We start from the raw sequence: 24,965 nt of genomic DNA, 5'->3' as shown, positions 1-24,965 counted from the left end.
GACGGCGATTCATCGCGTCTCTTGCTTAACTCCTAACTTACCACTTTCATTGCCTGAGTTGGTATCCATACAGTAAAAATTGAGCCAATACTTACAGTTGATTCTACTTCTATTCGACCCCGATGGAGTTCCACCAGTTGTTTAGTTAAAGCTAGTCCAAGTCCAGTGCCTTCGTAGCGGCGGCGATAGGGTGTATCGAGTTGCTGAAATTTCTCAAACAGTAATGGTAATTTTTCTTCGGGAATGCCGATCCCGGTGTCTTCCACTTGAAAAATAGCAGTATCATCTTCCACCCAAAGGCGTAAGGTAACGCAGCCACTTTCAGGAGTGAATTTAATGGCATTAGTTAACAGATTCCAGAGAATTTGTTCTACTCGTTCGGCATCGGCGGTAAAGCGATCGCGCCTGGGATCGATTTGCAAATCAAGTTTAAGAGTAATTTGTTCACTTGTTGCCTTTTTTTGTAGTGACTTTACAGCATTTTCGGCAACATTTACCAAAGAAAATTCCGCAATATTTAAAGCTGCCTTACCAGCTTCGATTTGCGATAAATCGAGGATGTCATTAATCATTTCTAATAAATGTTCTCCACTATCGTGGATTGTTTGCAGATAACCCCGTTGTCGTTGACTCAATTCACCTAAAGGCCAGCGTAACAATGTAGAAGACATCCCAATAACATAAGTTAAAGGCGTGAGCAATTCATGACTGATAGTAGCTAGAAATTCACTTCTGAGGCGGCTAGCAGCTTCAGCGGCGAGGAGGGCATCACGCAGGGCCATTGTGCGCTCAATGACTCGTTGTTCGAGAGTTTCTTTTTCTTGGGTGAGCGTTTGCATTAACTCAGCTTGGTGAATTGCGATCGCTAATTGTTCTGCGATCGCAACTAGCAAGTTTTTTTCGCTATCAGTCCACTGGCGTGGTTCATTGCACTGATGAGCAATCAGCAAACCCCACAGTTTATCCTCAAACATAATTGGTGCAGCCAACTTAGCCCGCACTTGGCATTCCCTTAAAAAATTCAGCAAACACTCTTCCAGAGCATAAGTTTTTTCGACATCATCCACAGCTAAAGTAAAGCCTTGGCGATACTTATTCCAACATTGAGAGGTTCGGATAAAGCAATTTTTTTCCGTGTAATTCAACACCGATGTAATAGCATCTGTAGCACGGGCTTCATAGACAATATAACCTCCATAGTTGTGGCAGTATTCTAGTAATGGCTGATTATTGACTGACACAGAAGGCGAGTGTTTACCGTTGTTCTCGTGTATAGAAAAATAGATTTCGGAAGGTTCCCCAACGGACAATTCCATGCCTGTTACCAGTGCGGTTCCGTTGAAGGGAATAGTGTCAGACTGGTATTCTTGAGTATTGACTTTGGAACCTGCAAATTTATAGATTACTAATCGGTCTAATTCTAGAAACTCACGCACCTGTGTAATTGCCGTTGCCATAATTACTGGCAAATCCAGGCTTTTGCGGATCTGTGTTGTTACCTGATTTAACAACCGTTCTTGGGAAATCTGTTTTTTTAAAGCATCTTCCACTGGCTGACAGATATAAACTGTCGGTGCAGTTGAGCTTGGAGGTGCTATTATCTCTTGGTTTGGCTGAGTTAAGAGATATTCTAATAACAACAGCGAGAATTGACTTTGGAGTGTGGCATCATTGGGCCGAATAATTTGGCGATAGCCTTCGAGATTTTGGTGAGTGGAGGAATCGCACTCAAACAAGTCTCTCAATTCGTAGACAAATGTTGCGATCGCCTCTAAATTAAATGTCAAACTAGCATTGAGTGCCAAGTCAATTCCCTGCTCCCCTTCCTCCCCCTGCGCTAAGTTTCCTATCAACAGCGCACTAAACTGCTCAGAAACCACCAACGTAAACCTTTGCCTTTGCCATTCCACAGGTATGTAAATCCGCATCAATACAGCTTCTGTCAGTATCAGAGCGGCACTTCCCACCGTTTGAGCCATCTGTTCCAACAATTCCCCAAGCTGATTAAATACAACAATAGGCAAGGTTCGAGAAAAGCTCAAATCAGGAGAACTAAGCATTTTAAATCATTACTGGTAAGAGGGGGCTGAATGCAAGGAAAAGGTTTGTTTTGATTGTGCAATAACCATATAGTTTAAGACGGTAATACAGCATTATGCATCGTACAAGTAGCATATCGGGTGGATGGAATCAGTCAGAGGGCTTAATTTTTCTAGAACAAACTCCAGCGCCTTTCGTGTTAATTACGGCTGCTGATACCGACATTCAAACTTTGGCAGCTGCGGTGACAAAATTACCTACAAGCTTTCCTGCATTAAGAGTCGCCAACCTGTTGCAGTTGCAGCAACAATTAAGCATAGATACTTATGGGGAGCAAGTTTTGGAACTTGCCCAGGTAATTATTTTGCGCCTCTTAGGAGGACGTTCTTACTGGGGTTATGGCTTAGAAGTAGTTCAAGAAATTGTGCAACGTAATGGTAAAACCCTCATTGTAATGCCAGGGGACGACGCTTTTGATCCCGATTTAATCTCCCACTCTACCGTACCTTTGGGTATTGTTAACCAAATATGGCAGTATTTTAGCGAAGGCGGTGTGGAAAATTTTGTTAATGCTCTGCAATTTATCTCTGACAGTTGCCTGTTAACTGCATACAATCCCCCGCCACCCCGGCCAGTTCCGCGTGTGGGATTGTATGAATGGGGAGTGGGGAGTGGGGAGTGGGGGATGAGGGGACAAGGAGGACAAGGAGAATTCGAGACTGATTCATCCACCTCAGAACTGGATTCATCAACCTCAGAACCTCATTCATTCACCTCAGAACCTCAAAGCTTACAATCCCCAATTCCCAAAATCGGCATCCTTTTTTACCGCGCTCATTATTTAGCTGGAAATACCAAGGTAATTGATGCTTTATGCGAAGCCTTGGTACAGAAAAATTTACAACCTGTGCCAGTGTTTGTTTCCTCATTGCGTGAACCCGATGTTCAGGTTGAGTTGAGTGAATTTTTTCAACCCAAAGAAGCCGAATCAATAGCTGTGCTGCTGAATACCACCAGTTTTTCTCTAGCACGCTTGGAAAGCGAAACACCTCAAACTGAACTATGGGAAAAATTAGATGTGCCTGTGTTGCAGGTAATTCTCAGTGGCGGATCAATTGAGCAGTGGGAGTCACAGTTTCAAGGGCTTTCTCCCCGCGATATTGGGATGAATGTGGCGCTACCAGAAGTAGATGGGCGGATTATTACTCGTGCTGTGTCTTTTAAAGCAGTACAAACTCGTAATCCCCATTTAGAGACAGATGTGGTAATTTATGAACCAGTGAGCGATCGCATCGAGTTCGTTGCTAAACTAGCAGCAAATTGGGCGCGTCTGCGTTTCAAACCCCCCCAAGAACGGCGAATTGCTCTAATTTTGGCAAACTACCCTAACCGCAATGGACGGCTTGCTAATGGTGTGGGACTCGACACCCCAGCTAGTTGTGTAGAAATCCTTCAAGCTTTACATCTAGCTGGTTATGAAGTAGAAAATCCACCTCTTCAAGGAGACGAGTTGATTCAGCGGTTGACAGATGGCGTAACCAATGATCCGGAAGGTCGAGAATCGCTTCCGGTAAACCAAAGTGTTTCTTGGGAAGAGTATCAAGAATATTTCGCTTCATTACCGCCAGCAGTTCAGCAAGGTATTAGTGAACGGTGGGGAATGGGGCAAAGTGCGGGAGGCAAAGGTGAAAACTCTTATCCCCTGCTCTCTGCTCCCTGCCCCCCTGCCTCTATCCCCGTTCCCGGAATCCAACTCGGCAACATCTTCGTGGGAATTCAGCCAGCAAGGGGTTATGATAATGACCCCAGTTTGAATTATCATGCGCCGGATTTAGAACCAACCCATGCTTATTTAGCTTTCTACTATTGGGTTAGAGAAACTTTTGGTGCTGATGCTGTAGTTCATGTAGGGAAACACGGAAATCTAGAATGGCTACCGGGTAAAAGTGTGGCTTTATCGAGTAATTGTTATCCAGAAGTGGCTTTCGGCGCACTTCCCCACCTGTACCCGTTTATTGTCAACGACCCTGGTGAAGGTTCTCAAGCCAAACGTCGCGCTCAAGCGGTGATTATAGATCACCTAACGCCGCCCATGACTCGTGCGGAACTCTACGGTTCTTTGCAACAGTTAGAAAATTTAATTGATGAGTATTATGAAGCGGACAGTTTAGATCCTTCGCGTTTGCCAGTGATTCGCGATCGCATCCACGAACTGGTAATCAAAGAAAATCTCCATCTAGATTTAGGAATCCAAAATGAAACAGAAATTTTTAAGTCGGAATCCTTAATTTTGAATTCCATCGGTGGCTATCTTTGTGAATTAAAAGAAGCCCAAATCCGCGATGGGTTGCACATTTTTGGGCAATGTCCCCAAGGAAGGCAGCTACGAGATTTAATAGTAGCGATCGCTCGCATCCCCAATCGCCATTCTTCAGGCATCACCCGTGCGATCGCTCAAGATTGGGGACTAGACTTCGATCCTCTCACAGCCGATTTGTCAACGCCTAGTGGTGAATATTCAGTAGTCAATGGCATAGAATGCCGTACCTTCGGTGATATCGTCGAAGTCCTAGAAGAACACGCCGCCCTCTTAGTAGAACAACTAATAAATCAAAATTCTTCTTGTAGAGACGCGATTCATCGCGTCTTTGCTGGGGAGGGAGACGCAATTCATCGCGTCTCTACCTGGATACGCGATCGCCTTCTTCCAGCCTTACAACAAACCCGCCAAGAAATTACCCATTTATTACACGGACTCGATGGCGGTTATGTCCCCAGCGCTCCATCTGGCGCACCCACACGCGGCCGCCCGGAAGTTCTACCAACCGGGAGAAACTTTTATTCTGTCGATATTCGCGCCATTCCCACAGAAACAGCTTGGGATATTGGTAGAAAAGCCGCTGAAACTCTCGTTGAATATTACACTCAAGAACATGGCGAGTATCCCAAAACACTAGGCTTATCATTGTGGGGAACAGCCACCATGAGAACTGGCGGTGATGATATTGCCGAAGCCTTGGCTTTACTTGGAGTTCAACCTGTATGGGATGGTGCAGCGCGGCGAGTAGTGGATTTTGAGATTTTGCCCCTAGCGATTTTGGGCCGTCCCCGTGTAGATGTCACCTTGCGAATTTCGGGATTCTTCCGGGATGCTTTTCCCAACTTAATTGATTTATTCGCTCAAGCAGTGTCAGCAGTAGCAGGCTTAGATGAACCGCCAGAGCAAAATCCCCTTGCAGATGCAGTTCGCCAAGAAACTGATTTGTGGACAAGCCAAGGATTAACTTTAGAAGAAGCCGTGGTGCGATCGGGCTATCGCATCTTTGGTTCTCGTCCAGGTGCTTACGGTGCTGGACTCCAAGGTTTAATCGAATCGCAAAACTGGACAGATGACGAAGATTTAGCTCGCGCCTACATTAATTGGAGTTCTTACGCCTACTCTTCGGGAGCAGAAGCAGGGGAGCAGGGAGCAGCGAGCAGAGGAGAGGGAATTACTTCCCCCCGCCCCCAGCCCCCAGCCCCTCTGCCTCTTAAGAGTCCCCAATCCCCAATCCCCTCCCCTGAAGCCTTCAAGCAACGCTTGGCGCAAATGCAAGTTGTCCTGCACAATCAAGATAACCGTGAACACGACCTACTAGATTCCGATGATTATTACCAATTTCAGGGTGGCTTAACAGCGGCGGTGCGTTCTCTACAGGGAAAAAATCCCCAAACGTATTTTGGTGATAATTCCATACCCGCCCAACCACGCGTCCGCCAACTGAAAGAAGAAATTGCCCGAGTGTATCGTTCTCGCGTAGTTAATCCTAAGTGGATTGCGGGAGCCATGCGCCACGGTTACAAAGGTGCTTTTGAAATGGCAGCGACGGTAGATTTTTTATTCGCCTATGATGCAACAGCTAAATGTGTCGAAGATTATATGTATCAAGGCATAGTAGAAGCTTACTTGCTCGATCCAGTTGTGTCAGAATTTATTCAGCAAAAGAACCCTTATGCTCTGCGTGATATTGCTGAAAGATTATTAGAAGCACACAAGCGCAATTTGTGGGAGGATGTAAATATAGGAACATTAGAAGCTTTGAGGAACCTAGTACATCAAGCTGAAGCAGTTATCGAAGAAAAATCAATGGTGTAGGAAAGAAATATGGAAAATCTTGCGTATTTGCACCTAGCTTTCGCCTACGAAGACAGCACACCCAGTGAATTGGTCTCCCTCAGTTCTTTGTTTAACAAAGCAGCTGCACCAGACTGGAAACGGCTTTCTGGTAGGGCTTGGAAGTATATGTTGCCCCTCGCTCTGTCCTTGTCTATTCTTGGCGCTGTTACCAGCGTCATGGCACTGGAAAAAGGCGATCGAGGCCCTTCTGTCAGAAATCTACAACAAAAGTTGAAAACAGCAGGTTTTCATCAAGCTCCAGTCACCCAAGTATATGACGTATCCACACAAGAAGCTGTGCGGCGCTTCCAAAAGGCCGCCGGTTTACCAGTGGATGGCATTGTTGGAGCAAGCACCCTGCAAAAATTAGAAAACTGGCAAGCCAAAAAGCCCAGTACTACAACTACACAAGCTAAAAAAGCTACTGTTGTAAGTACACAAGCCAAAAAGCCCAGTACTACTAGTTCAGCTAGCAGCCAGCGCCGTAATCCCAACTACCTTTCTAAGGGGGATGAAGGTGAAGATGTGAGGGTTTTACAAGAACGCTTAAGAGTCGCAGGCTTTTATTACGGAAACGCCACGGGGATATTTGGTCCAATTACCGAAGAAGCTGTCAAGCGGTTCCAAGATTCTTACAAATTAAGCGTTGATGGAGTTGTTGGCCCAGCAACATTGCGTAAATTGCCGGGAGTTGGCATCGGTGATGGAGAAGAGGCTCCCAAAAACCAAAAGGTAGTCAATCGAGATAAACTTCGTGTAGGCGATCGCGGTGAGCCAGTTAGAATTATTCAAGAACAATTGATCCAGGCAGGATATTTAGAGGGAGAGCCAAATGGCTACTATGGCCCCTATACTGCCGATGCTGTAAGGAGATTCCAGGCAGCTAATTACCTAGCAGCAAGTGGCGTTGCTGGCCCAACTACGCGAGCTAAGTTGTATAGCTCAGTTAATACTGCTAGCAAAAGCGAGTTTAATACCCTAGAAATCCAAACGCGACTAAGGGAGCGGGGTTTTTATAAAGGCAAGTTGAATGGTGTGATGGCAGATGACACCAAAAAAGCGATTAAACAAGCCCAAGAATTCTACGGCATTAGTCTCAAGGATCTTAAGAGCGGACGCTTTTAACATCCGCTTTGGTGTTGTTAGTATCAATTCCCAACTGGTTGCTTGCCTCCAGTAACAGCAAATTACGAACTGCTCAAAATTCCAATTATTTGGTTAATTTGAGTAGTTTCGTCTTATTATCCACCCAAGTGCTAAAGCGGCATCAGCGCCCGTTGGCACTTGGGACACACTGCATGAATGGTCATTTGACAGTCAAGCAGATGAAAACCTTCTTTTTGAGCGGTTTTCGACCCAATTTTTAAAATTGAGTCGTTTTTAAACTCTATGGTGGAGTTACACCTAACACAAATTAAGTGATGGTGATGATGAGGATAGGGCTGGTTGATCTCATAATGCTTATGTCCCTCGCCCAGTTCTAGTTCCCGTAAAATTCCCATCCTAGCCATCAACTTCAAAGTCCGATAAATAGTTGACAGGCTGATCCCTTCACCATCAGTTTCTAGTCGCTGATAAAGATCCTCCGCACTCAGATGTTCACCTTGCGGAAGTTCTTGAAAAATGTGTAAAATTGTTTCGCGCTGGGGAGTTAATCGCCAGCCTCGTTCGTTCAGTTCTGCCTTGAGTGAAGTAGTTGTGTAGACAGTCATACTAATATTTCTCAACAAAGCTCGTTAATTGAGAATATAACAAATCTTGGGAGCAATTTGCAACAATCATTGCCTATTGAGAATTCTTACTAAATATTTAAGAACAATTCATCAAATCTTGATCAAAATTCAAGTATTAAGCTGTACTGCATTTAATTTGCCTACAGTTAATAGTTAGGATACTTGTAACGATTGCATCTCTTGACTTTTAATTTTGAATCAGTAAATTTTGAATTGTTTATTTGATCCCTACCTTCAAGGTATCTGAGCAAAGGTCTGGGGAAAGTATTATTCGATTAAATGCAATTAATTTGCTATAAGCCTTTAAAAGGCTTTTGATCTGGGGATCAAATCAGCCCTTTGTCCCTAGTCATTTGTCAAGTGTAGTTTTCTAATGACAAATGACCCTGCGGGTGACGCTCGTACCTCGCTACCGCTACGCTAGCGCCAGTTGCTCATGGGGGAAACCCCCAAGACCGCACTGGCTCACTAATGACAAATGACTAACTTAGAGATTCCAAATAGTCGCGGATGAGGTTGCGACGCTTGGGTTGACGTAGCTTTTGCAAAGCCTTGGATTCAATTTGTCTAACTCGTTCCCGTGATAAGTCGAGAGCGCGGCCAATTTCTGCTAAAGAGTAAGGATGACCATCTGCCAAACCAAACCGCATTAAAATAACATCGCGTTCCCGGCTCGTCAAATCTGACAAAAGATGATGCAAGTCTCTTTGTAAAGATTCTCGCATTAACATTTCTTCTGGTGTTACACAGTCAGTTTCGAGTAATTCGCCTAACTCAGTGTCTTTATCCTTGCCTACTTTGGTTTCCAAAGAAACGGAGCGAGGAACCCGCAACAAAACTTCTCGTACTTGGGTCGGTGTCATCTCTAACTCAGTTGCTAAATCTTCTAGAGTTGGGGTGCGACCTTTTTCTTGAGCAATTTTGCGTTGGGCCTTTTTGATTTTGTTTAACTTTTCGGTAATATGGACAGGGAGGCGGATAGTGCGACTAGAAGTAGCGATCGCCCGTGTAATTCCCTGACGAATCCACCAGTAAGCATAGGTACTGAAGCGGTAACCCTTAGTTGGGTCAAATTTTTCTACAGCCCGCTCTAAACCTAGCGTACCTTCTTGGACTAAATCCAACAATTCCAAACCACGATTTTGATACTTCTTAGCAACAGACACAACTAGGCGAAGATTAGCCTTAATCATGTGTTCTTTTGCTTGGAGTCCTTGGGACTGAATTTGATCCAACTCTTCTACTGTCAACTTGGCGATTTCAGCCCAGCGACGTTTGCCATCTGCCAAAGTCGGTCTGAGATCGGCTAAAACTATTTCAGCAGTAGCAGCCCACCTTTCTAAAGAGGGGCGATGTCCGAGTTCAGAGGTCAGACGTTCCTGAACTTCGATTAACCTTAAATAGGGCGTAATCACTTCATCCCCTTGCTTGGCGGCGTTAGCAAGCACTATCCGCATCCGCAAGTAACGTTGGACTTTTTGAGCTTCTGAAACCTCTTCATCCCGCCCCAACAAGCGAACCCGACCAATTTCTTGAAGGTATAGACGTACTAGGTCTGTACTACGACGGTTAGTGCTAGCAGCAAAGTTAGCATGGTCAACAGAAGCCATCTCTAGCTCCTGTAAATCATCTACCGATAACTCACTTTCATCAACCGTGAGATCCGAGTCCAAAGCCTGGCGGGACTTTTTGGTGTTGTAGGGGGCATCTGCATAAAAAGATGTTGCTGGCATAAAGATCGTCTCAATGGCTCCAGGTAACAATAGATTTCGGTCAGCTTAGATTACGGTCAGCTATTCAACTGTTGTTATTGTTCCCGTGATTTACGATGAACTAACATAGTTGAAGATTCCATTACAATTTTTTTAGAAATTAGTTGTAATGGTTCTATTGGATACACTATTACTGAACTTAATCGGCTGCTAAACTTTTGATTGAACCAATAGCTATTCAAATCCGCAGCTAGGTTTTCAATATTTAAACTACTTAGTTAACATTTCAACCTTGATGGTTACTGATAGTAACTTTTATAACAGGGTATAAACATACTTCAGTGAATATCATGTTTATAGTTGGCATAGTCACATTTACATGGCTATGAAAGTAATATCCTGACGATTTATCAATTTTTTCTCAGGATTATTCAGGTATAAGTAGAACTCATAGATATCGAGTAAGTGATTAGTATTAACGGTAAAAATTTTATTGACACAGAGAGGGTGAGACCTGAGACGCAGAGAATAAAATGTCCCTGCGTCTTCTTCGGTATCCCCTGTAAGCCGTTAATTTGAACTTGTACGACTACTAACTAGTAGTTGTATTCTGGTTTGATATCTCGCAGCATTAGTTCATCAAGGGCTTGTCGGGGTGTGACTTCACCTTGAAGTAACCGATAAACTTGCTCAGTAATTGGAACAGGAATGTTTTGTTGCTTGGCTCGTTGCATCAAAACCCGGCAAGTATTCACTCCTTCAGCAGTTCCTTGTAAATTTGCGAGAGTTTCTATAAGTGACTTACCACCAGCTAGCTGGTAACCGACTTGGTAATTGCGACTTAAGGGACTATTGCACGTTGCTAACAAATCTCCTAGACCCGATAAACCATAAAAAGTTTCCGTCTTTGCACCCCAGTCATTGCCGATGCGAACCATTTCTGTAAGTCCACGGGTGACTAAAGCAGCTTTGGCATTGGTTCCCAGTTGTAAACCATCACACACACCCGCTGCGATCGCAATGACATTTTTCAGTGTTCCCCCCAGTTCCACACCCAAGGGATCGGGATTGGTATATACCCGGAAACGATGAGAAGAAAATACTAACTGCACTATTTCCGCAGCCGTGGGAATATTACTGGCTACCACCGTGGCTGCTGGTAATTCCATTTGAATTTCTTTTGATAAATTAGGCCCAGACAAAACAACTACTGCATGGTTAGGGAATACTGTTTGCCAAATTTGTGACGGCGTGCAGGTGGTTTCGGGGTCTAAGCCTTTCGTCGCCGTCACAAAAATTGCCTCTGGAGAAAGGGGGAAAGAATGGACTTGGGAAGCAACATCTCTCACACCAATCATCGAGATAGCAGATACGACTATTTGGACATCTTTTAAAACTGCTTGGATTTGGGAACCTTGACGCGACCACACGCGCACCTGATGACCATTCGCTGCGGCGAGATTTGCCAGAGATGCACCCCAAGCACCCGCACCAAGAATTGCTACAGTTTTTGGATTAGTCATTAATCAAAAGTCTCCCCATCCTCTTAGGTCACCAATATAAAATCTAAAATCTAAAATTGGCTGCGGGGGTAACGTTCCATTAATTCCCTGACTTGTTCCGCATGATATGAACTTCTTGTCAAAGGAGAAGACACAACTTGTAAAAATCCGATTTCTTCGCCGAATGTCTTCCAAGCAGCAAATTGTTCTGGGTTGACAAATTCATTTACTTGCAAGTGTTTTTGACTGGGTTGGAGATATTGCCCAATTGTCAAAATGTCGCAATCTACAGTTCGCAAGTCTTGCATGACCTGGCGGATTTCGGCATCAGTTTCACCGAGTCCAACCATGATCCCAGATTTCGTGTATGTGCTAGGAGAAACTTGGCGAGAGCGCTGTAATAATTCTAATGTGCGATCGTAGTTGCCTTGGGGACGCACCCGGCGATACAGGCGTGGCACAGTTTCGGTATTGTGGTTTAATACTTCTGGCGCAGCTTGTAGAATCAACTCTAGAGCATTCCAATTACCGCACAAGTCAGGAATTAATACCTCAATTGTGGTGTTGGGTGAAACAGTGCGAACCGCATTAATACACGCTATAAACTGAGACGCGCCACCATCTGCCAGATCATCTCGGTTTACAGAAGTGATCACAACATGGTTAAGTTTCATGCGGCGAACAGCTTCTGCTAGTCGTTCAGGTTCCGTGGGGTCTAGTGGTTTGGGTTTTTTCTCAAAATCAATATCGCAGTAGGGACAAGCGCGTGTACAAGCCGGGCCCATAATCAAAAACGTGGCAGTACCGGCATTGAAGCATTCACCAATATTTGGACAGGACGCTTCCTCACAAACTGTATTGAGGGCTAAATCCCGCAAAATGTCTTTAACGTTACCGATGCGCTCACGCCCAGGTGCTTTTACCCGCAACCAGTCTGGTTTTACAGTCACAATCCGCTTTTACCACTAGAGTTATACAAATTTAATCGTAGCAAGCAAAGCCTTGGGTGAAGCGATCATATATATAGATGTAATTCTATCATTTGGCACAAGGTGTGATATTCTTAATTTACAATGCCATTTTTGTGGCGGGATGTGGCGCAGCTTGGTAGCGCACTTCGTTCGGGACGAAGGGGCCGCTGGTTCGAATCCAGTCATCCCGATTTTTATTGTACATTCGCAACGCTTATCGCATCCATGTATTGCAAGCAGGCCGGGTTGTACAACAAGGAACTTTTCAAGAGCTAGCTACTGTTGAAGGGTTAATGGCTCGGCAAATAGTGTAGCGACTTTTGACATACTCCCCTGAATTTAGGGAAGCGCATTCAGGGGAGTATGTCAAAGAGCCTTTCTAGACAAGGCGTTTAGGTTCTATGACTAAATCTACAGCAGCGCTAAAATCCTTAACGATTAAGTTGGGGTGGTAAAGTTCCAATTGGGTGCTATCGCGGATACCAGATTCCACAGCCATTACCTTAATACCGTGATTTTTAGCAGCAGTGATGTCGGCTTCTGTATCTCCCACCATCCAAGTATCAGCCGCCGGGGGCAGTTCTTTTAATGCCCTAGCCATCAACAAGGGCTTATCTTCAATATCACGAGTTTTAACATAGTCGTTACTCAGGCAATAACAACGATTTTCTGGGAAAAATCTTCCTAAATCGTGTTTTTTGAAGGCATAATCTAGTTCCCGAACTCGGCGCATAGTCATAACTGCTAAATCAATTCCAGCTTGTTGAATTTTTAACAGTGCATCCACAGCGCCGGGTGCGAGAGTATCATAGTTGAAATAAGGTTCTGTATGGACAGTTTGCCGCCGCAACTGGGCAAATTCTTGGGCTTGGGCTTCGTCTAACCCTGAATTTAAGGCGATTTGTTTTTCAGGAACACGCGATCGCTTTAACTGCCAAAATTCCGCTTTTGGAAGTTCTTGTACTACTTGGTCTGGGCGACGGGTTTTTTCCAAGCAAAATTGATAAACACGGTAGTACCGTTCCGAAACATCAATAATCGGGCCGTCGAAGTCAGTAATAAGTCTTAGCATCGGCGGAAATTGTTAAATTTTATTAAAATTATCGCAGCTGTGTGGCTATTTTGCGATCGCAAATCTGCACTATTGAATTGAAGTAAGTAGAAACAGTGGCGTATATTGGTAATCTCCAATCTTACCTACATTAAAATCTTGAAGTTGGTTGTCAATAAAATCAACTTGTTTAGAGTCTGGCTGAATTTCAATTGATATTTTGTAATCAGGCATCATTGCAGCGTACCGCGTTTAATTTGTTCGCTTTCAATAGCTTCAAATAAGGCGCGAAAGTTACCTTCGCCAAAACCTTGAGCTTGGAAACGGCGTTCTATAAACTCAAAGAAAAATGTTGGCTGTTCAAATATTGGTTGGGTAAAAATCTGTAGTAACAAGGGTGCGATATTTCTTCCCTCTAAAGGAGCATATTCTTGCCAATCCACCAGAATTTCCTGTTGAGCGATCGCTTCTAGTTCTTGAGGTGATAGTGTAAGTCCTGGACGCTGTTTTAACTGCGAGTAGTAGGTTTGAGGAACTGAGAGTAATGATAAACCACTGGCACGAAATTTAGCGATCGCACTCACAAGATTAGTCGTCCGCAAGGCAATATGTTGAATTCCTGGCCCTCGGTTGACATCTAGAAACTCCTGAATTTGGGAATTACTAGAAGCTGGTTCATTAATTGGCAATTGGACGCTACCGTTACGCGAAACCATCACCTGGCTATGTAAAGCAGAGCGATCAGTTTTAATTTTAAATGCTTGCTGGGGTTGAAAATCTAAGATATTTTCGTACCAAGCGACAGCACGCTCTAATTCGCCAATTGCTACGTTCAGCACTATGTGATCTATGGCGGTAAAAGTGTTGTCATTTGTCATTTGTCCTTTGTCAAAAACCAATGACCTTTCTATTAACGTATGAGTCAGTCCACCCCAGGCGGCAATTTTGCTCGACTTGAGGGATGTTGCGCCTACATTCTGTTCCTGGATGGGTTGTAGGATTGTAGCACCGTGTTTTTGAGCTAGTGCGATCGCAGCTTCCACATCTTCCACAGCAAAAGCGACATCTGCCACACCGGGTGGATATTGACGCAAAAACTCAGCTACTGGACTTGTGGGTAACAGTGGTGAAGACAGAAAAAAGCAGACAGCACCACTTTTCACCACTTCTGTACAAGTGTGAAATGAACTACTGCGATCGGCTACTGCTTGAAAACCAAGATGGTGTACAAACCAATCGCGCCATACTTTAGCGTCTTCTACATAGAAATGAACGTGATCAATTTTCATAGATACTGAAAATCCAGCATAACAGCTTATATATCTGTAAATTTTGCCTTTTTTGCTAAATTTTCAGGTCTTTCCCAGGCAAGAATTATCTAGACGCACTCCCACTTTAAAAGAACAGATGACTGTCAGGTTGAATGTTAATTTCCATTGGCACAGCTTGCGGTTCGGCAGAAAGGGCAAAGAAAATCGCATTGGCAGCAGTTTCAGGACTGAGCATTTTTTTCCGGTCTACTTTTAGGTTGACATTATCCCAGAAAGGAGAATCTACCCCACCAAAGTAGAATAGCGTGAACTTGATACCAAAACGCTTGAGTTCCTCTGCCATGCACTTGCTAAAACCGACAACACCAAACTTAGAAGCAGAATAAGCCGCTGCCATTCCCATCGAATGCTTGCCCAGAATTCCTACCACGTTACAGATGTGACCAGACTTACGCTTTTGCATCTCTTCAGCAGCCGCCTGAGTGGTGTAAAAGCTGCCTTTTAAGTTGACATCTAGCATCTTGTCTAAATCAGCTGGTTCCAGGCTGTTGTAGGGCTTGAGTATACCAGCACCAGCAGCGTTCACTAAAATATCGATTTGACCAAACTCAGCAATGGTCTTTTCTATCAAAGTATCTACCTGTTGGGGGTCAGTAATATCGGTAGGAACGGTCAAAACTTCCCCTGGTAAATCATTTGCTAATGTTGTTAAACGAACCGCATCTCTCGCAGCCAGTACCAACCGGACTCCGGTAGGCGCAAGTTTGTGTGTTAAAGCTGAACCGATACCACCAGTAGCACCGATAATAACAACGACTTTATCTTGCATCGTAGTATTTATAATTCTTTACATGTTTTTACATAATACTGAATTACAGGCTCAGGTTGTACGTAAACATCCAGAAAATATCTATTCGCAGAGTAGTGCTGTTACCTCGTATTCCTTGCCACTCGCCTTTAATGTAAATATGGGAGATGATTCTAAATATTTAGTAAAATTGGAACCTAACTTTAATTTTTTAATAATTGAATTAGGAGATTCTCCGATTATTTTCTGTAACTCTGAGCCTAGCTTAGACACAGATAATTTAGTTTGAGGAGACTTTGTTTGTATAACTTGAATAATTTTTAATAGTAATTCATCTAATGTTTTTCCATTAGGATTTCCCGATGAATCTTCTTTTTTCTCTTTTTCTTGAATAGATTCTGTAAATGAGTTATTTAAAAATACTGTCAACGTCAGTTCGTATTGCTGAACACAAGAAAAACTCAAAGCAAGCGGAAATTAAGTTTAACTCCTCATTTCCGCTTCCACTATGTTATGGCTCTCTGAATAGCTAGAATTTGAGAAATGCTTCAACTAACGCGGGCGAAAACATAGTCACGAGTGCGAGAATCCACAGGGTTAGTAAAGATTTTATTTGTAGTACCAAATTCAACCATTTGAGTTATACGATTTTCATTACTATAAAAGAAAGCCGTAAAATCAGATAGGCGAGCAACTTGCTGCATATTGTGAGTAACAATTACAATTGTCAACTCAGAACGTAAGTTATGGATCAAATGCTCAATTTTCATGCTACCAGTAGGATCAAGACCTGAACAAGGTTCATCCATCAACAAAACATTAGGTTTGACTGCTAAAGCACGGGCAATACATAATCTTTGTTGTTGACCACCAGAAAGTTCTAAAGCAGACTTGTGCAGCTTATTTTTGACTTCATCCCAAAGTTCGGCAGCTTTGATGGCAGATTCTACGATTCCATCTAATTCTACTTTCGGATGCCATCCAACTAATTTCACCCCATAAGCAACATTATCGTAAACGCTCATGGGAAAAAGATTTGGCTTGGGAAAAACCATACTTACTTGGCGACGTAAGCGATTGATGTTGACACGACGCTCATATATACTCTGCCCATAAAATTCTACTCTCCCTTCAACCCTCACATCTCCTTCTAATTCAGTCATGCGATTTAACGATTTAAGAAAAGTAGACTTTCCACAACCACTAGAACCAATAATTGCCGTGACTTGGTTTTGGTAAATATCCATTGACACGCCTTCAACTATCTTTTGAGTGTCGTAATAGAAGCTGAAGTTTTTGACTCTGATGGCTGGAATTAGTTTACTCATATTCCCAAAACGTGTGAAACAAAACTTGATTCAGTAAAACAGTACAAATCAGCAACGCTGTTTCACTATGTTACTCCCAAAATGAGATATTCATGGAAATTACGTAGCTATACAGTAGTCATGCAGCAGATAAGTGGTTAGTAGATATTTATATAATGCTGTGTCCCAAAATTTATTTTTTACAGACATTTTCTACCACCTTCTCAACATTGACTAATACCTCTTGGTTAAGGGAGAAAGTAGAAAGATTGCTTGCCCTGACTCGTCATATTTTCATGACTTAACCTTTCTGAAAAATTGATAAAATATTATCAGTAAAAAGCAAAGGGTCTTTTAAAAATTAAAATCGTATCTCATTTATATATTTTTTTTTGTGTTTTGTAAGCCTACTTAATTGAATCATTAGATTAGTACCTCCTCATTAAAAAGATTAGTTGCTAAAAAATGCCTCACTGCTCATGATATTTTTAATTACGTTTTTCTGTTGTTATAGTTCAGGCTGAAAATTTTTGATAATATTTAGATAGCGTGTTTTCTTTTAATTAAAAATATTGGCTCAACTGCTATAAGTCGATTATGTTTAGCTAAAATAACTTCATTAATTAACTTTTCGGTGCTTTTTATTCAAGATCATATAGAAGAATATAGCGGTTCCCACTCAGATGCGGTACAACATTATATCGCCAGGTGTAGGGGCACGGCAGTGCCGTGCCCCTACGGGTGTACCTCACGTAAACGAGAACCGCTGTATGTAAAATGCAACAACTATTTTTAGCTTTTGGAAGCTATGTCTGGGTTAAACTAAATCTCGGAACGGGCAAAATCCCCTTGTTAAATAAAGTTAGGGCAAACTTCCGCTACAGTGTACTAGTTTACTACCATCGTAGGAACTGTGAAAGTTCAAAGTACGGAATGTGGGTTTGAAATGCTTGTATAGTCTATGTTTTAAGATTTTTTGTTCTATCCTCAGCCTCAGAGACTCACTAGATACTTAAAAACTCTAATCATCATTAAATTTCCTACAAAAATAAAAAAATAAAGCGCCTGTCGATCGCAGGCGCTTTTTCGCAACTTTTAAGTGATTATCATTCTTAGCTAAACTTGTTCTATTTTCGCAAAGTGCGATCGCTTTACCCGCTCGTAGGCATCGCTTGAAGGGGCGATAAACTAGATATAGCAAGCTTTTAGTTTTCTATAAAATATTCTTATCCAAAACGACCATTCACATAGTCTGCCGTTTGTTGCTTCAAGGGGTGATTAAAAATCTTTTCTGTCCGATCAAATTCCACCAACTCACCTAAATACATAAACGCAGTGTAATCAGAAACACGAGCGGCCTGCTGCATATTGTGAGTCACAATCAAAATCGTCACCGTTTCTTTCAATTGATCAATCAACTCTTCAATACTGGCGGTAGCTATGGGGTCTAAAGCTGATGTCGGCTCATCAAATAGAACAATCTCAGGGTCAGTCGCCAAAGCGCGGGCGATGCACAACCGCTGCTGTTGACCACCAGAAAGGTTAAAAGCTAAATCATTCAAGCGATCCTTGACTTCATTCCACAAAGCTGCCTCATGCAAAGCTTTCTCCACCTTCTCATCAAGGATTGTACGTTTAGATTCACCCCGCACCTTCAAACCATAAGCCACATTTTCGTAAATGGACTTAGGAAAGGGATTAGGCCTTTGAAATACCATACTAATCCGCATCCGCACCTCGATTGGGTCAACCTTATTACTGAGCAGGTTAATCCCATCTGGTTCGAGAGTGATTTCCCCCTTATAGCTATTTCCAGGATATAGATCGTGCATTCGATTAAAACAACGTAACAGAGTGGTTTTACCACATCCAGAAGGGCCAATCAGCGCCGTTACTTGTTTTTCACCCACTAACAGATTAATGTCTTTAAGAGCGTGGACTGTTCCACCGTAGTAGAAATTCAGATAATTGACGGAAGCTTTGATGGATTTTTCTAGGGTTGATGATGCAATTTCTACCATTTGATTTTTTTGCGTAAACGATAGCGAATATAAATTGCTACAGCGTTCATAGCCAAAGTAATAGCAATTAGAACAATACCTGCTGCTGCTGCATTCACCTGAAACTCAGCTTGGGGACGAGATACCCAATCGAACATTTGAATGGGCATAACTGTAAACGGAGCGAGTAACCAAGACAATGAGATGTAGGGAAACTGCCCAGTAATTGGTGGTTCTGGTAAGAAGGCTATAAATGTGAGCGCACCAATGGTAATTAGGGGTGCAGTTTCACCAATAGCTCGTGCCAAGGCAACAATAATCCCAGTGAGAATTGTGCCTGTTGAGTAAGGCAAAATATGATCCCAAATCATTTGCCATTTAGAAGCCCCAGTTGCATAGGCAGCTTCACGGATACTATTTGGTATAGCACGCAGAGCCTCGCGAGTAGAAACGATCACCACTGGTAAAACCAATAACGCCAAGGTAAACCCAGCGGTAATAATGCTTCGACCGAAATTGAACCCATAAACAAATACACCCAAAGCCAAAAGTCCGTAAATAATTGAGGGAACACCAGCTAAGTTGGTGACATTAATTTCAATTACATCAGACAACCAATTTTTTCGGGCATACTCTTCTAGGTAAATACCTGATGCTATACCAATGGGTATGGCTACTAAAGACGTTACAAACATTACCAAGAGCGTTCCCACCCAAGCTGAGAGAATACCTGCTTCTTCCGCCCTGCGACTAGGAAACGAAGTCAAAAATTGCCACGAAAGACGTGGGAAACCATCGGTAATTAAATCAAACAATAGTGCCAGTAATGTGACGATACCAAACAGCATTGACAATATGCCAATAATGTTGAAAATATATTGCGATCGCTTATTCCGGCTAATAGTCTTACGGACTTCTTGAATATTAAGAGTTGTCATATCAATAAATTTCTCGATAGCGCTTGGTGAGAAAATGACCAATGATGTTGAAGACTAAAGTCATTAGCACTAACGTGAGTCCAACTGCAAAGATGGTCTGATATTCCAGGCTGCCATGAGGTAGGTCGCCGAGACTCACCGATACAATGTAGGCTGTCATTGTAGCGGCTGGTTCCATCGGGTTAAGGGTCAGGTTTGGTTGTCCACCCGCAGCAATAGCCACTATCATAGTTTCACCGATCGCACGAGAAATACCCAAAATGTAAGCCGCAGAGATGCCAGAAATAGAAGCTGGTAATACGACTCGCAAAGCTGTCTGAAAGCGGGTAGCCCCCATTGCATAAGAAGCCTCGCGTATATGTGCGGGTACTGTACGCATGGCATCTTCACTCAGGGAACTAACATAAGGAATAATCATAATGCCGATGACGAGTCCCGCACTTAACATACTAAAACCAGGTAAATCTGGCAGAATTACCTGCAACATTGGTGTGAGAAATAAGAGGGCAAAATAACCGTAAACTACTGTGGGAATACCCGCTAGCAGTTCTAAAGCTGGCTTGACAATTTCCCGAACGATGGGTGAAGCAAATTCACTCAGGTAAATAGCAATAATCGTACCTAGTGGTACTGCTACTAATAAAGCAACTAATGTGGTAACTAAAGTTCCTGTCACCAGCGGCAAAATACCGTAATGCTTGTCATCAAATAAAGGTGTCCATTGAGTATCTGTCAGGAATTTCCATAAAGATACTTTCTGGAAAAATAGTATAGATTCGTAAAATAATATACCAAGAATAGCTACTGTTGTTGCCACAGAAGAAAGTGCCGCCAAAAACAAGACAGACTCAATTGCCCGTTCTTGCAAATCACGCACTAGCTTTCGAGAAAGTTGAGTTTGTTTTGCACTACTCATGCTGGGATGCGATCGCTCCTGAGATGATAAATTTAAATAGGCAAAGAGAGGTACTACACCTCCCTTTGATGAATTGCAGATTTTGAACTAATTCAAAATTGACAATTAAGCTTATTCTTTAGCTTCACGGCTTAATAATTCTTCAATCTTCAGCCCAACCGATTCTTGTCCACCAAAAATCGTGCCATATCTCTTTTTATTGAAGTGATTCTGGGCGGTAGTATATGCTGATGCTGGCAGAGCAACGTACTTTACTTCTTGAGAGAACTTAGCTGCATTCTGCAAGTAAAATTGCACAAACTGCTTTACTTCTGGCTTGTCAATAGACTTAGAACTGACATAGATAAAAATGGGGCGAGATAGTGGATTGTAACTACCATTTTTCACTGTCGCTTCCGAAGGCAATACGCCGTTAACTGGCACTGCCTTTAGTTTATTTTTGTTTTCTGCGTAATAAGCATAACCGAAGTAACCAAGGGCGTTCTTATCACGGCTAACACCTTGTACAAGTACGTTGTCATCTTCGCTAGCAGTAAAGTCACCCCGACTAGACTTGGCTTTGCCAACAACAGCTTCGGTAAAGTAATCGAAGGTTCCAGAGTTTGCACCAGGGCCAAACAACTTCAGTGGTGCATTAGGGAATCCGTTGCGAATCTGATTCCAGTTGTTGACTTTACCCTGTGCCCCAGGTTCCCACATTTTCTTCAATTCGGCGACTGTGAGATTTTTTGCCCAGGAATTTTGGGGGTGAACCACTACTGTTAAAGCATCATAAGCTACTGGTAGTTCAATATAACGAATCCCCGCAGCTTTGCAAGCATCGATTTCTTTTTGTAGGATGGGGCGAGATGCACCAGAGATGTCTGTCTCGCCACGACAGAACTTTTTGAAGCCGCCGCCAGTACCAGAAACGCCCACTGTAACTCTGACTCTACCTCTTTGCGCCTTTTGGAAGTCTTCCGCTGCTGCTTCCGTAATTGGGAAAACGGTGCTAGAACCATCAACTGTAACTGTGCTGACGCTTTGGGAATGAACCGCAGATATTGATACACTAAAGGTGGCGGCTACTAATGAGACTATACCTAATACTGTCAGGCTGTTAAGCTTAAAGTTCATCTTGTTCATAAAAACATTCCTAGTTTGTTGGACATTAAATTTCCGTTAATTCACCTCAATACATAACTATTTTTTCTAGTTAAAAATTTAGTGAATAACCCGGCTGTCCATAGTCAAGAAGATGACATGACCAGTTAATGCGTGAGTTAAATTTTAGTTAATTAAAGGTTAATCAAAATTGATGCATTCCTCAGCCAAAATATACCTGGACTGAGCTATGTAATTAGCAAATACGAATATATCAATCTGAGAAATATTTCAACTGTTCTTTTTGGCAAGTAGGACTGCATAAACAGCATCGAAACCAATTCTTTCTCCCTAAGGCATCGGCGAGGGTACGCGACAGCGCAGGTGGGGTATTTTTGAACTCACCAACTTAAAAACTGCTGTATTACAGAGTCACCTTTAACCACCCAAAAATCTCACCTACCGTCAAGTGTTTTTACCATGATTATCCTAGTTTCAAATTATGATAATTTTCTTACATAGTTAAGTCCTAACTCGGTGAAGTCTTAACTGAAAATTATTTACCTTATTCTAAAATATTTTTCGAGTTTACCAATCCGCTGATATCTAAAGTTTTTCATCTTTGTTTGCGGCTACAATACATTACCAAAAGTACAAATAATCCTATTCCTGCCAGATATTTAATCGCATCAGGTACGCTGGGATTAGGTGAAAAAAAGCCTTCGATCGCACCAGCAATAATCAGCATTGGTACAATCCCAAATACTAGCTGCACCGCCTGAGAACCATAGAATTTCAGTGCTTCCCCACGGCGATATTTACCAGGAAATACAATTGCTCTTGCTAATAAAAATCCTGCACCCCCAGCAAAAAAGATCGCAGGTAATTCTAAGGAACCATGCGGCAACACAAACGCCCAAAATGGATAAGCCAGATTATTTTGACCCACCAAAGTGCTAACAGCACCAATCAATAAGCCATTAAATACCATCAAATAGGCTGTGTATAGCCCAGCCGTGATCCCACCAGCGACAGCCCCAAAAGACACCGATAGATTATTGATCATAATACCGCTGGATGCCAGGGGTTCAATGCCGACAATTGACCCCATCCATAATTTATGCTCATCTCGCACCTTGGTAATCAAGTTTTCAGGTACGATCAAAGGCATAAAGCTGGGGTTTTGCCAAGAATACCACCAAGCCACTAATGCCCCCAGTAGAAACAGCGCCGTTGCAGCAGCAATGTATACAAATGTTTTCTGGACTACAGATGGTAATCCCCAGCGGTAAAATTCTAGAATTGCCTGCCATTCTTGTCGCCGCGAACCTTGGTAAATCTGCGTGTAGGCACGAGTTGTTAAAGTTTGTAAACTTTGGATCAAAGTATTGCCAATTTGCTGAGTGCGGGCACGTGCCAAGTCTGCTGCTACGGAACGATACAAACTCGCTAACTCTCTAATTTCTGCTGCCCGTAGGGACTTTAACCCTTTTTTTTCTATCTGCCTTAGTAGGGCATCCAGACGCTGCCAATTTGCTTCTCGTCGTGCAATCCAACGTTGAATATTCATGAATTTTGGGAACACTGAGTTTAACTTAGCTTAAGATAACCTCACATTCATCTCCGTAGTTTCAAGGAAAATTTGCCATTATGTCTGAAAACTTTGGATCTCCCGGTCACATACAACCACTGAGTATCGGTAACGTTGTCAGTGCTGCGGTACGCTTGTATCGTTCTCATCTAAAAACTTATCTTAATCTGGCTGCGATCGCTCACTTGTGGATTCTAGTTCCAATTTATGGCTGGGCAAAATATGCAGCCATTTCTGGACTAATTTCTCGCTTGGCTTTTGGAGAATTGATTTACCAACCTGAAGGTGTCCAAACAGCCAACAGCCATATCAATCCACGTCTGTGGTCATTTTTGAGAGTTGGTTTCCAAGTAGGTATATCTTTACTGGTAGTTTATTTTGGACTCGCGATCGTAGGCGGTGTGCTAGCTGGCTTGATCGGAGTAGTATTAGGAGGGATATTAGGTACTTCCAGCATTATAGTTGCAACCACATTGGCAATAATTGTAACGGCAGGCATTGTATTGTTAGGACTAACTTGGTTCTACTCCCGTTGGATAGTAGCTGAAGTGCCCTTAGCGGTTGAAGAAAATATTAATGGTGGCGAAAGTGTTGCCAGAAGTTGGGAGTTAACTAAAGCCTCAGTATTTCGTATTCAGGGCGTAGTTTTAGTTGCTTTTATCGTTACATTGCCATTGCTGTTTGTATTAAACTATATACCTAGCTTATTCTTAATAAGGCTTGAACAAGGTTCTGCTATCTACTCTATTGTGTATTTGATTTCTTGGATTGGAAGCTTGATAGGTGGAATTTTAATTATGCCCTTCTGGCAAGCACTAAAAGCTGTTTTATACTTGGACTTACGTAGTCGGCGTGAGGGTCTAGGTTTGCAATTACGAGAACCTCCCTCGCAAGATTTTCGTTAACTCAACACCTTAATCCAACTCTATTAATTTTGAATTAGTTATATGCGCTTTTTTAATCGCATCACATTCCAGACTCCAGAAAGTGTAGAGTTGGAATTCACTCTAGCGGGAATCGGTAATCGAGCTTTGGCACTCCTGATTGACTATACAGTTTTGGCTGTAACTTTGCTTGTCTTTTTCCTTACATGGACTGTTTTTTCGACACAATTGTTCAATTTTTTTGAGGATTTAATTACAAATGCTCAGAATTTAGGACTTTGGTTAATAGCAATTTTCTTTCTGATCGCTTTTGCAATTTACATCAGCTATTTTGTCTTTTTTGAAACCTTATGGTTTGGACAAACTCCTGGTAAACGGTTTGCTAAAATTCGCGTAGTTCGAGATGATGGTAGACTAATCGGGCTACAACAAGCAACGCTACGTGCTTTACTGCGACCCTTTGATGAAACTTTGTTTATTGGCGCTTTTTTAATTATGTTGGGTAGCCGCGAAAAGCGCTTAGGTGATTTGGCTGCTGGGACAATTGTGATTCAAGCTCAAACACCCACTGCATCTGCAACATTGACACTTTCAGAACAGGCAAAGATACTTCATGAACAGTTAGTACAAATTGCCGATTTATCACCATTGATGCCAGATGATTTTGCTGTGATTCGTGAGTATTTGCAGCGACGTGGTGCAATGTCATTAAAGGCAAGAGCCTCGCTATCGCTAAAGTTAGCCGAGCAAGTTGTAGCTATTATTAATTTAGAAAAGTTGCCAGAAGCTGTTACACCTGATGTTTTTTTAGAAGCTGTTTACCTCGGATATCAACAACCAGAATTTTAGATAATAAAAAACTATAGCACTTTTCGTTTATATACAATACAGTTTTACCTCTCTCCTAAAAAGAGAGAGGCTTTGAATCTTACTCCGCTTCTAGCAACAAAAGTTTTTCCGTTTCCCTCTCCTCTTAGGCTACGGTGTATACACAAGTCTTCT

19 protein-coding genes and 1 tRNA gene are annotated in these 24,965 nt (G+C 42.6%); 5 read left to right on the top strand and 15 right to left on the bottom strand.

The features are described from left to right. Window positions 1-32: 32 nt before the first annotated feature. On the bottom strand, window positions 33-2,060 hold the full coding sequence (locus H6G92_RS23110; RefSeq protein WP_190896145.1) for a GAF domain-containing sensor histidine kinase: 2,028 nt from the start codon (window positions 2,058-2,060) through the stop codon (window positions 33-35). A 95-nt stretch (window positions 2,061-2,155) separates the two neighbouring features. On the opposite strand from H6G92_RS23110, the gene cobN reads away from it, so the two are divergent. After that, window positions 2,156-6,175, top strand: a complete 4,020-nt coding sequence (gene cobN / locus H6G92_RS23105; protein ID WP_190896143.1) for a cobaltochelatase subunit CobN — start codon at window positions 2,156-2,158, stop codon at window positions 6,173-6,175. Between the two features lie 9 nt (window positions 6,176-6,184). After that, window positions 6,185-7,321 carry a peptidoglycan-binding domain-containing protein gene (locus H6G92_RS23100; protein ID WP_190896141.1) on the top strand — a complete coding sequence of 379 codons (1,137 nt, stop codon included), beginning with the start codon at window positions 6,185-6,187 and terminating at the stop codon, window positions 7,319-7,321. A 131-nt stretch (window positions 7,322-7,452) separates the two neighbouring features. Here H6G92_RS23100 and H6G92_RS23095 read toward each other — a convergent pair whose 3' ends face one another. The 4 genes from H6G92_RS23095 to lipA form a co-directional block, all read right to left on the bottom strand. Beyond that, window positions 7,453-7,908, bottom strand: a complete 456-nt coding sequence (locus H6G92_RS23095) for a Fur family transcriptional regulator (protein ID WP_190728729.1) — start codon at window positions 7,906-7,908, stop codon at window positions 7,453-7,455. Between the two features lie 503 nt (window positions 7,909-8,411). Further along, window positions 8,412-9,662 carry an RNA polymerase sigma factor SigC gene (sigC, locus tag H6G92_RS23090; protein ID WP_190896139.1) on the bottom strand — a complete coding sequence of 417 codons (1,251 nt, stop codon included), beginning with the start codon at window positions 9,660-9,662 and terminating at the stop codon, window positions 8,412-8,414. Between the two features lie 575 nt (window positions 9,663-10,237). Further along, window positions 10,238-11,164, bottom strand: a complete 927-nt coding sequence (locus tag H6G92_RS23085) for an NAD(P)H-dependent glycerol-3-phosphate dehydrogenase (RefSeq protein ID WP_190896137.1) — start codon at window positions 11,162-11,164, stop codon at window positions 10,238-10,240. A 50-nt stretch (window positions 11,165-11,214) separates the two neighbouring features. Further along, window positions 11,215-12,093 carry a lipoyl synthase gene (gene lipA / locus H6G92_RS23080; RefSeq protein WP_190896135.1) on the bottom strand — a complete coding sequence of 293 codons (879 nt, stop codon included), beginning with the start codon at window positions 12,091-12,093 and terminating at the stop codon, window positions 11,215-11,217. Window positions 12,094-12,231: 138 nt separating this feature from the next. On the opposite strand from lipA, the gene H6G92_RS23075 reads away from it, so the two are divergent. Next, window positions 12,232-12,305 (top strand) — tRNA-Pro (locus H6G92_RS23075). Between the two features lie 188 nt (window positions 12,306-12,493). On the opposite strand, the gene H6G92_RS23070 is transcribed toward H6G92_RS23075, so the two are convergent. The 10 genes from H6G92_RS23070 to H6G92_RS23025 all read right to left on the bottom strand — a co-directional run bounded on the left by H6G92_RS23070 (window position 12,494) and on the right by H6G92_RS23025 (window position 23,058). Beyond that, a complete protein-coding gene (locus H6G92_RS23070; RefSeq protein WP_190896133.1) occupies window positions 12,494-13,186 on the bottom strand; it encodes an HAD family hydrolase in 693 nt (230 codons plus the stop codon). A gap of 212 nt (window positions 13,187-13,398) precedes the next feature. Then, complete coding sequence (hppD, locus tag H6G92_RS23065; protein ID WP_190896131.1) at window positions 13,399-14,454, bottom strand: 4-hydroxyphenylpyruvate dioxygenase; 1,056 nt, start codon at window positions 14,452-14,454, stop codon at window positions 13,399-13,401. 106 nt (window positions 14,455-14,560) lie between these two features. Next, window positions 14,561-15,265 carry an SDR family oxidoreductase gene (locus H6G92_RS23060; protein WP_190896129.1) on the bottom strand — a complete coding sequence of 235 codons (705 nt, stop codon included), beginning with the start codon at window positions 15,263-15,265 and terminating at the stop codon, window positions 14,561-14,563. An 81-nt stretch (window positions 15,266-15,346) separates the two neighbouring features. After that, window positions 15,347-15,673, bottom strand: a complete 327-nt coding sequence (locus H6G92_RS23055; protein WP_190896127.1) for a hypothetical protein — start codon at window positions 15,671-15,673, stop codon at window positions 15,347-15,349. Between the two features lie 119 nt (window positions 15,674-15,792). After that, a complete protein-coding gene (gene pstB / locus H6G92_RS23050; protein WP_190896125.1) occupies window positions 15,793-16,572 on the bottom strand; it encodes a phosphate ABC transporter ATP-binding protein PstB in 780 nt (259 codons plus the stop codon). Between the two features lie 1,205 nt (window positions 16,573-17,777). After that, on the bottom strand, window positions 17,778-18,572 hold the full coding sequence (gene pstB / locus H6G92_RS23045; protein ID WP_190896123.1) for a phosphate ABC transporter ATP-binding protein PstB: 795 nt from the start codon (window positions 18,570-18,572) through the stop codon (window positions 17,778-17,780). Continuing rightward, window positions 18,566-19,489, bottom strand: a complete 924-nt coding sequence (gene pstA, locus H6G92_RS23040; RefSeq protein ID WP_190896121.1) for a phosphate ABC transporter permease PstA — start codon at window positions 19,487-19,489, stop codon at window positions 18,566-18,568. Before pstA ends, pstB (H6G92_RS23045) begins: the two co-directional genes overlap by 7 nt. Before the next feature lies 1 nt (window position 19,490). Continuing rightward, on the bottom strand, window positions 19,491-20,405 hold the full coding sequence (gene pstC / locus H6G92_RS23035) for a phosphate ABC transporter permease subunit PstC (protein WP_190896119.1): 915 nt from the start codon (window positions 20,403-20,405) through the stop codon (window positions 19,491-19,493). Between the two features lie 111 nt (window positions 20,406-20,516). Beyond that, complete coding sequence (locus H6G92_RS23030) at window positions 20,517-21,530, bottom strand: PstS family phosphate ABC transporter substrate-binding protein (protein ID WP_190896117.1); 1,014 nt, start codon at window positions 21,528-21,530, stop codon at window positions 20,517-20,519. A gap of 574 nt (window positions 21,531-22,104) precedes the next feature. Then, window positions 22,105-23,058 carry a stage II sporulation protein M gene (locus H6G92_RS23025; RefSeq protein ID WP_190896115.1) on the bottom strand — a complete coding sequence of 318 codons (954 nt, stop codon included), beginning with the start codon at window positions 23,056-23,058 and terminating at the stop codon, window positions 22,105-22,107. Window positions 23,059-23,138: 80 nt separating this feature from the next. Between H6G92_RS23025 and H6G92_RS23020 the strand changes: the two genes are divergently transcribed. Together H6G92_RS23020 and H6G92_RS23015 are read left to right on the top strand one after the other, a co-directional pair. Beyond that, complete coding sequence (locus H6G92_RS23020; protein WP_190896113.1) at window positions 23,139-23,984, top strand: hypothetical protein; 846 nt, start codon at window positions 23,139-23,141, stop codon at window positions 23,982-23,984. Between the two features lie 42 nt (window positions 23,985-24,026). Next, window positions 24,027-24,812, top strand: a complete 786-nt coding sequence (locus H6G92_RS23015; RefSeq protein WP_190896111.1) for an RDD family protein — start codon at window positions 24,027-24,029, stop codon at window positions 24,810-24,812. Window positions 24,813-24,965 lie beyond the last annotated feature (153 nt).

This window comes from Nostoc foliaceum FACHB-393 (genome assembly GCF_014698505.1).
Taxonomy (GTDB): domain Bacteria; phylum Cyanobacteriota; class Cyanobacteriia; order Cyanobacteriales; family Nostocaceae; genus Nostoc; species Nostoc foliaceum_A.
Note: the sequence above shows the minus strand (reverse complement) of the source record. Positions and strands in the feature narration are given on the sequence as shown.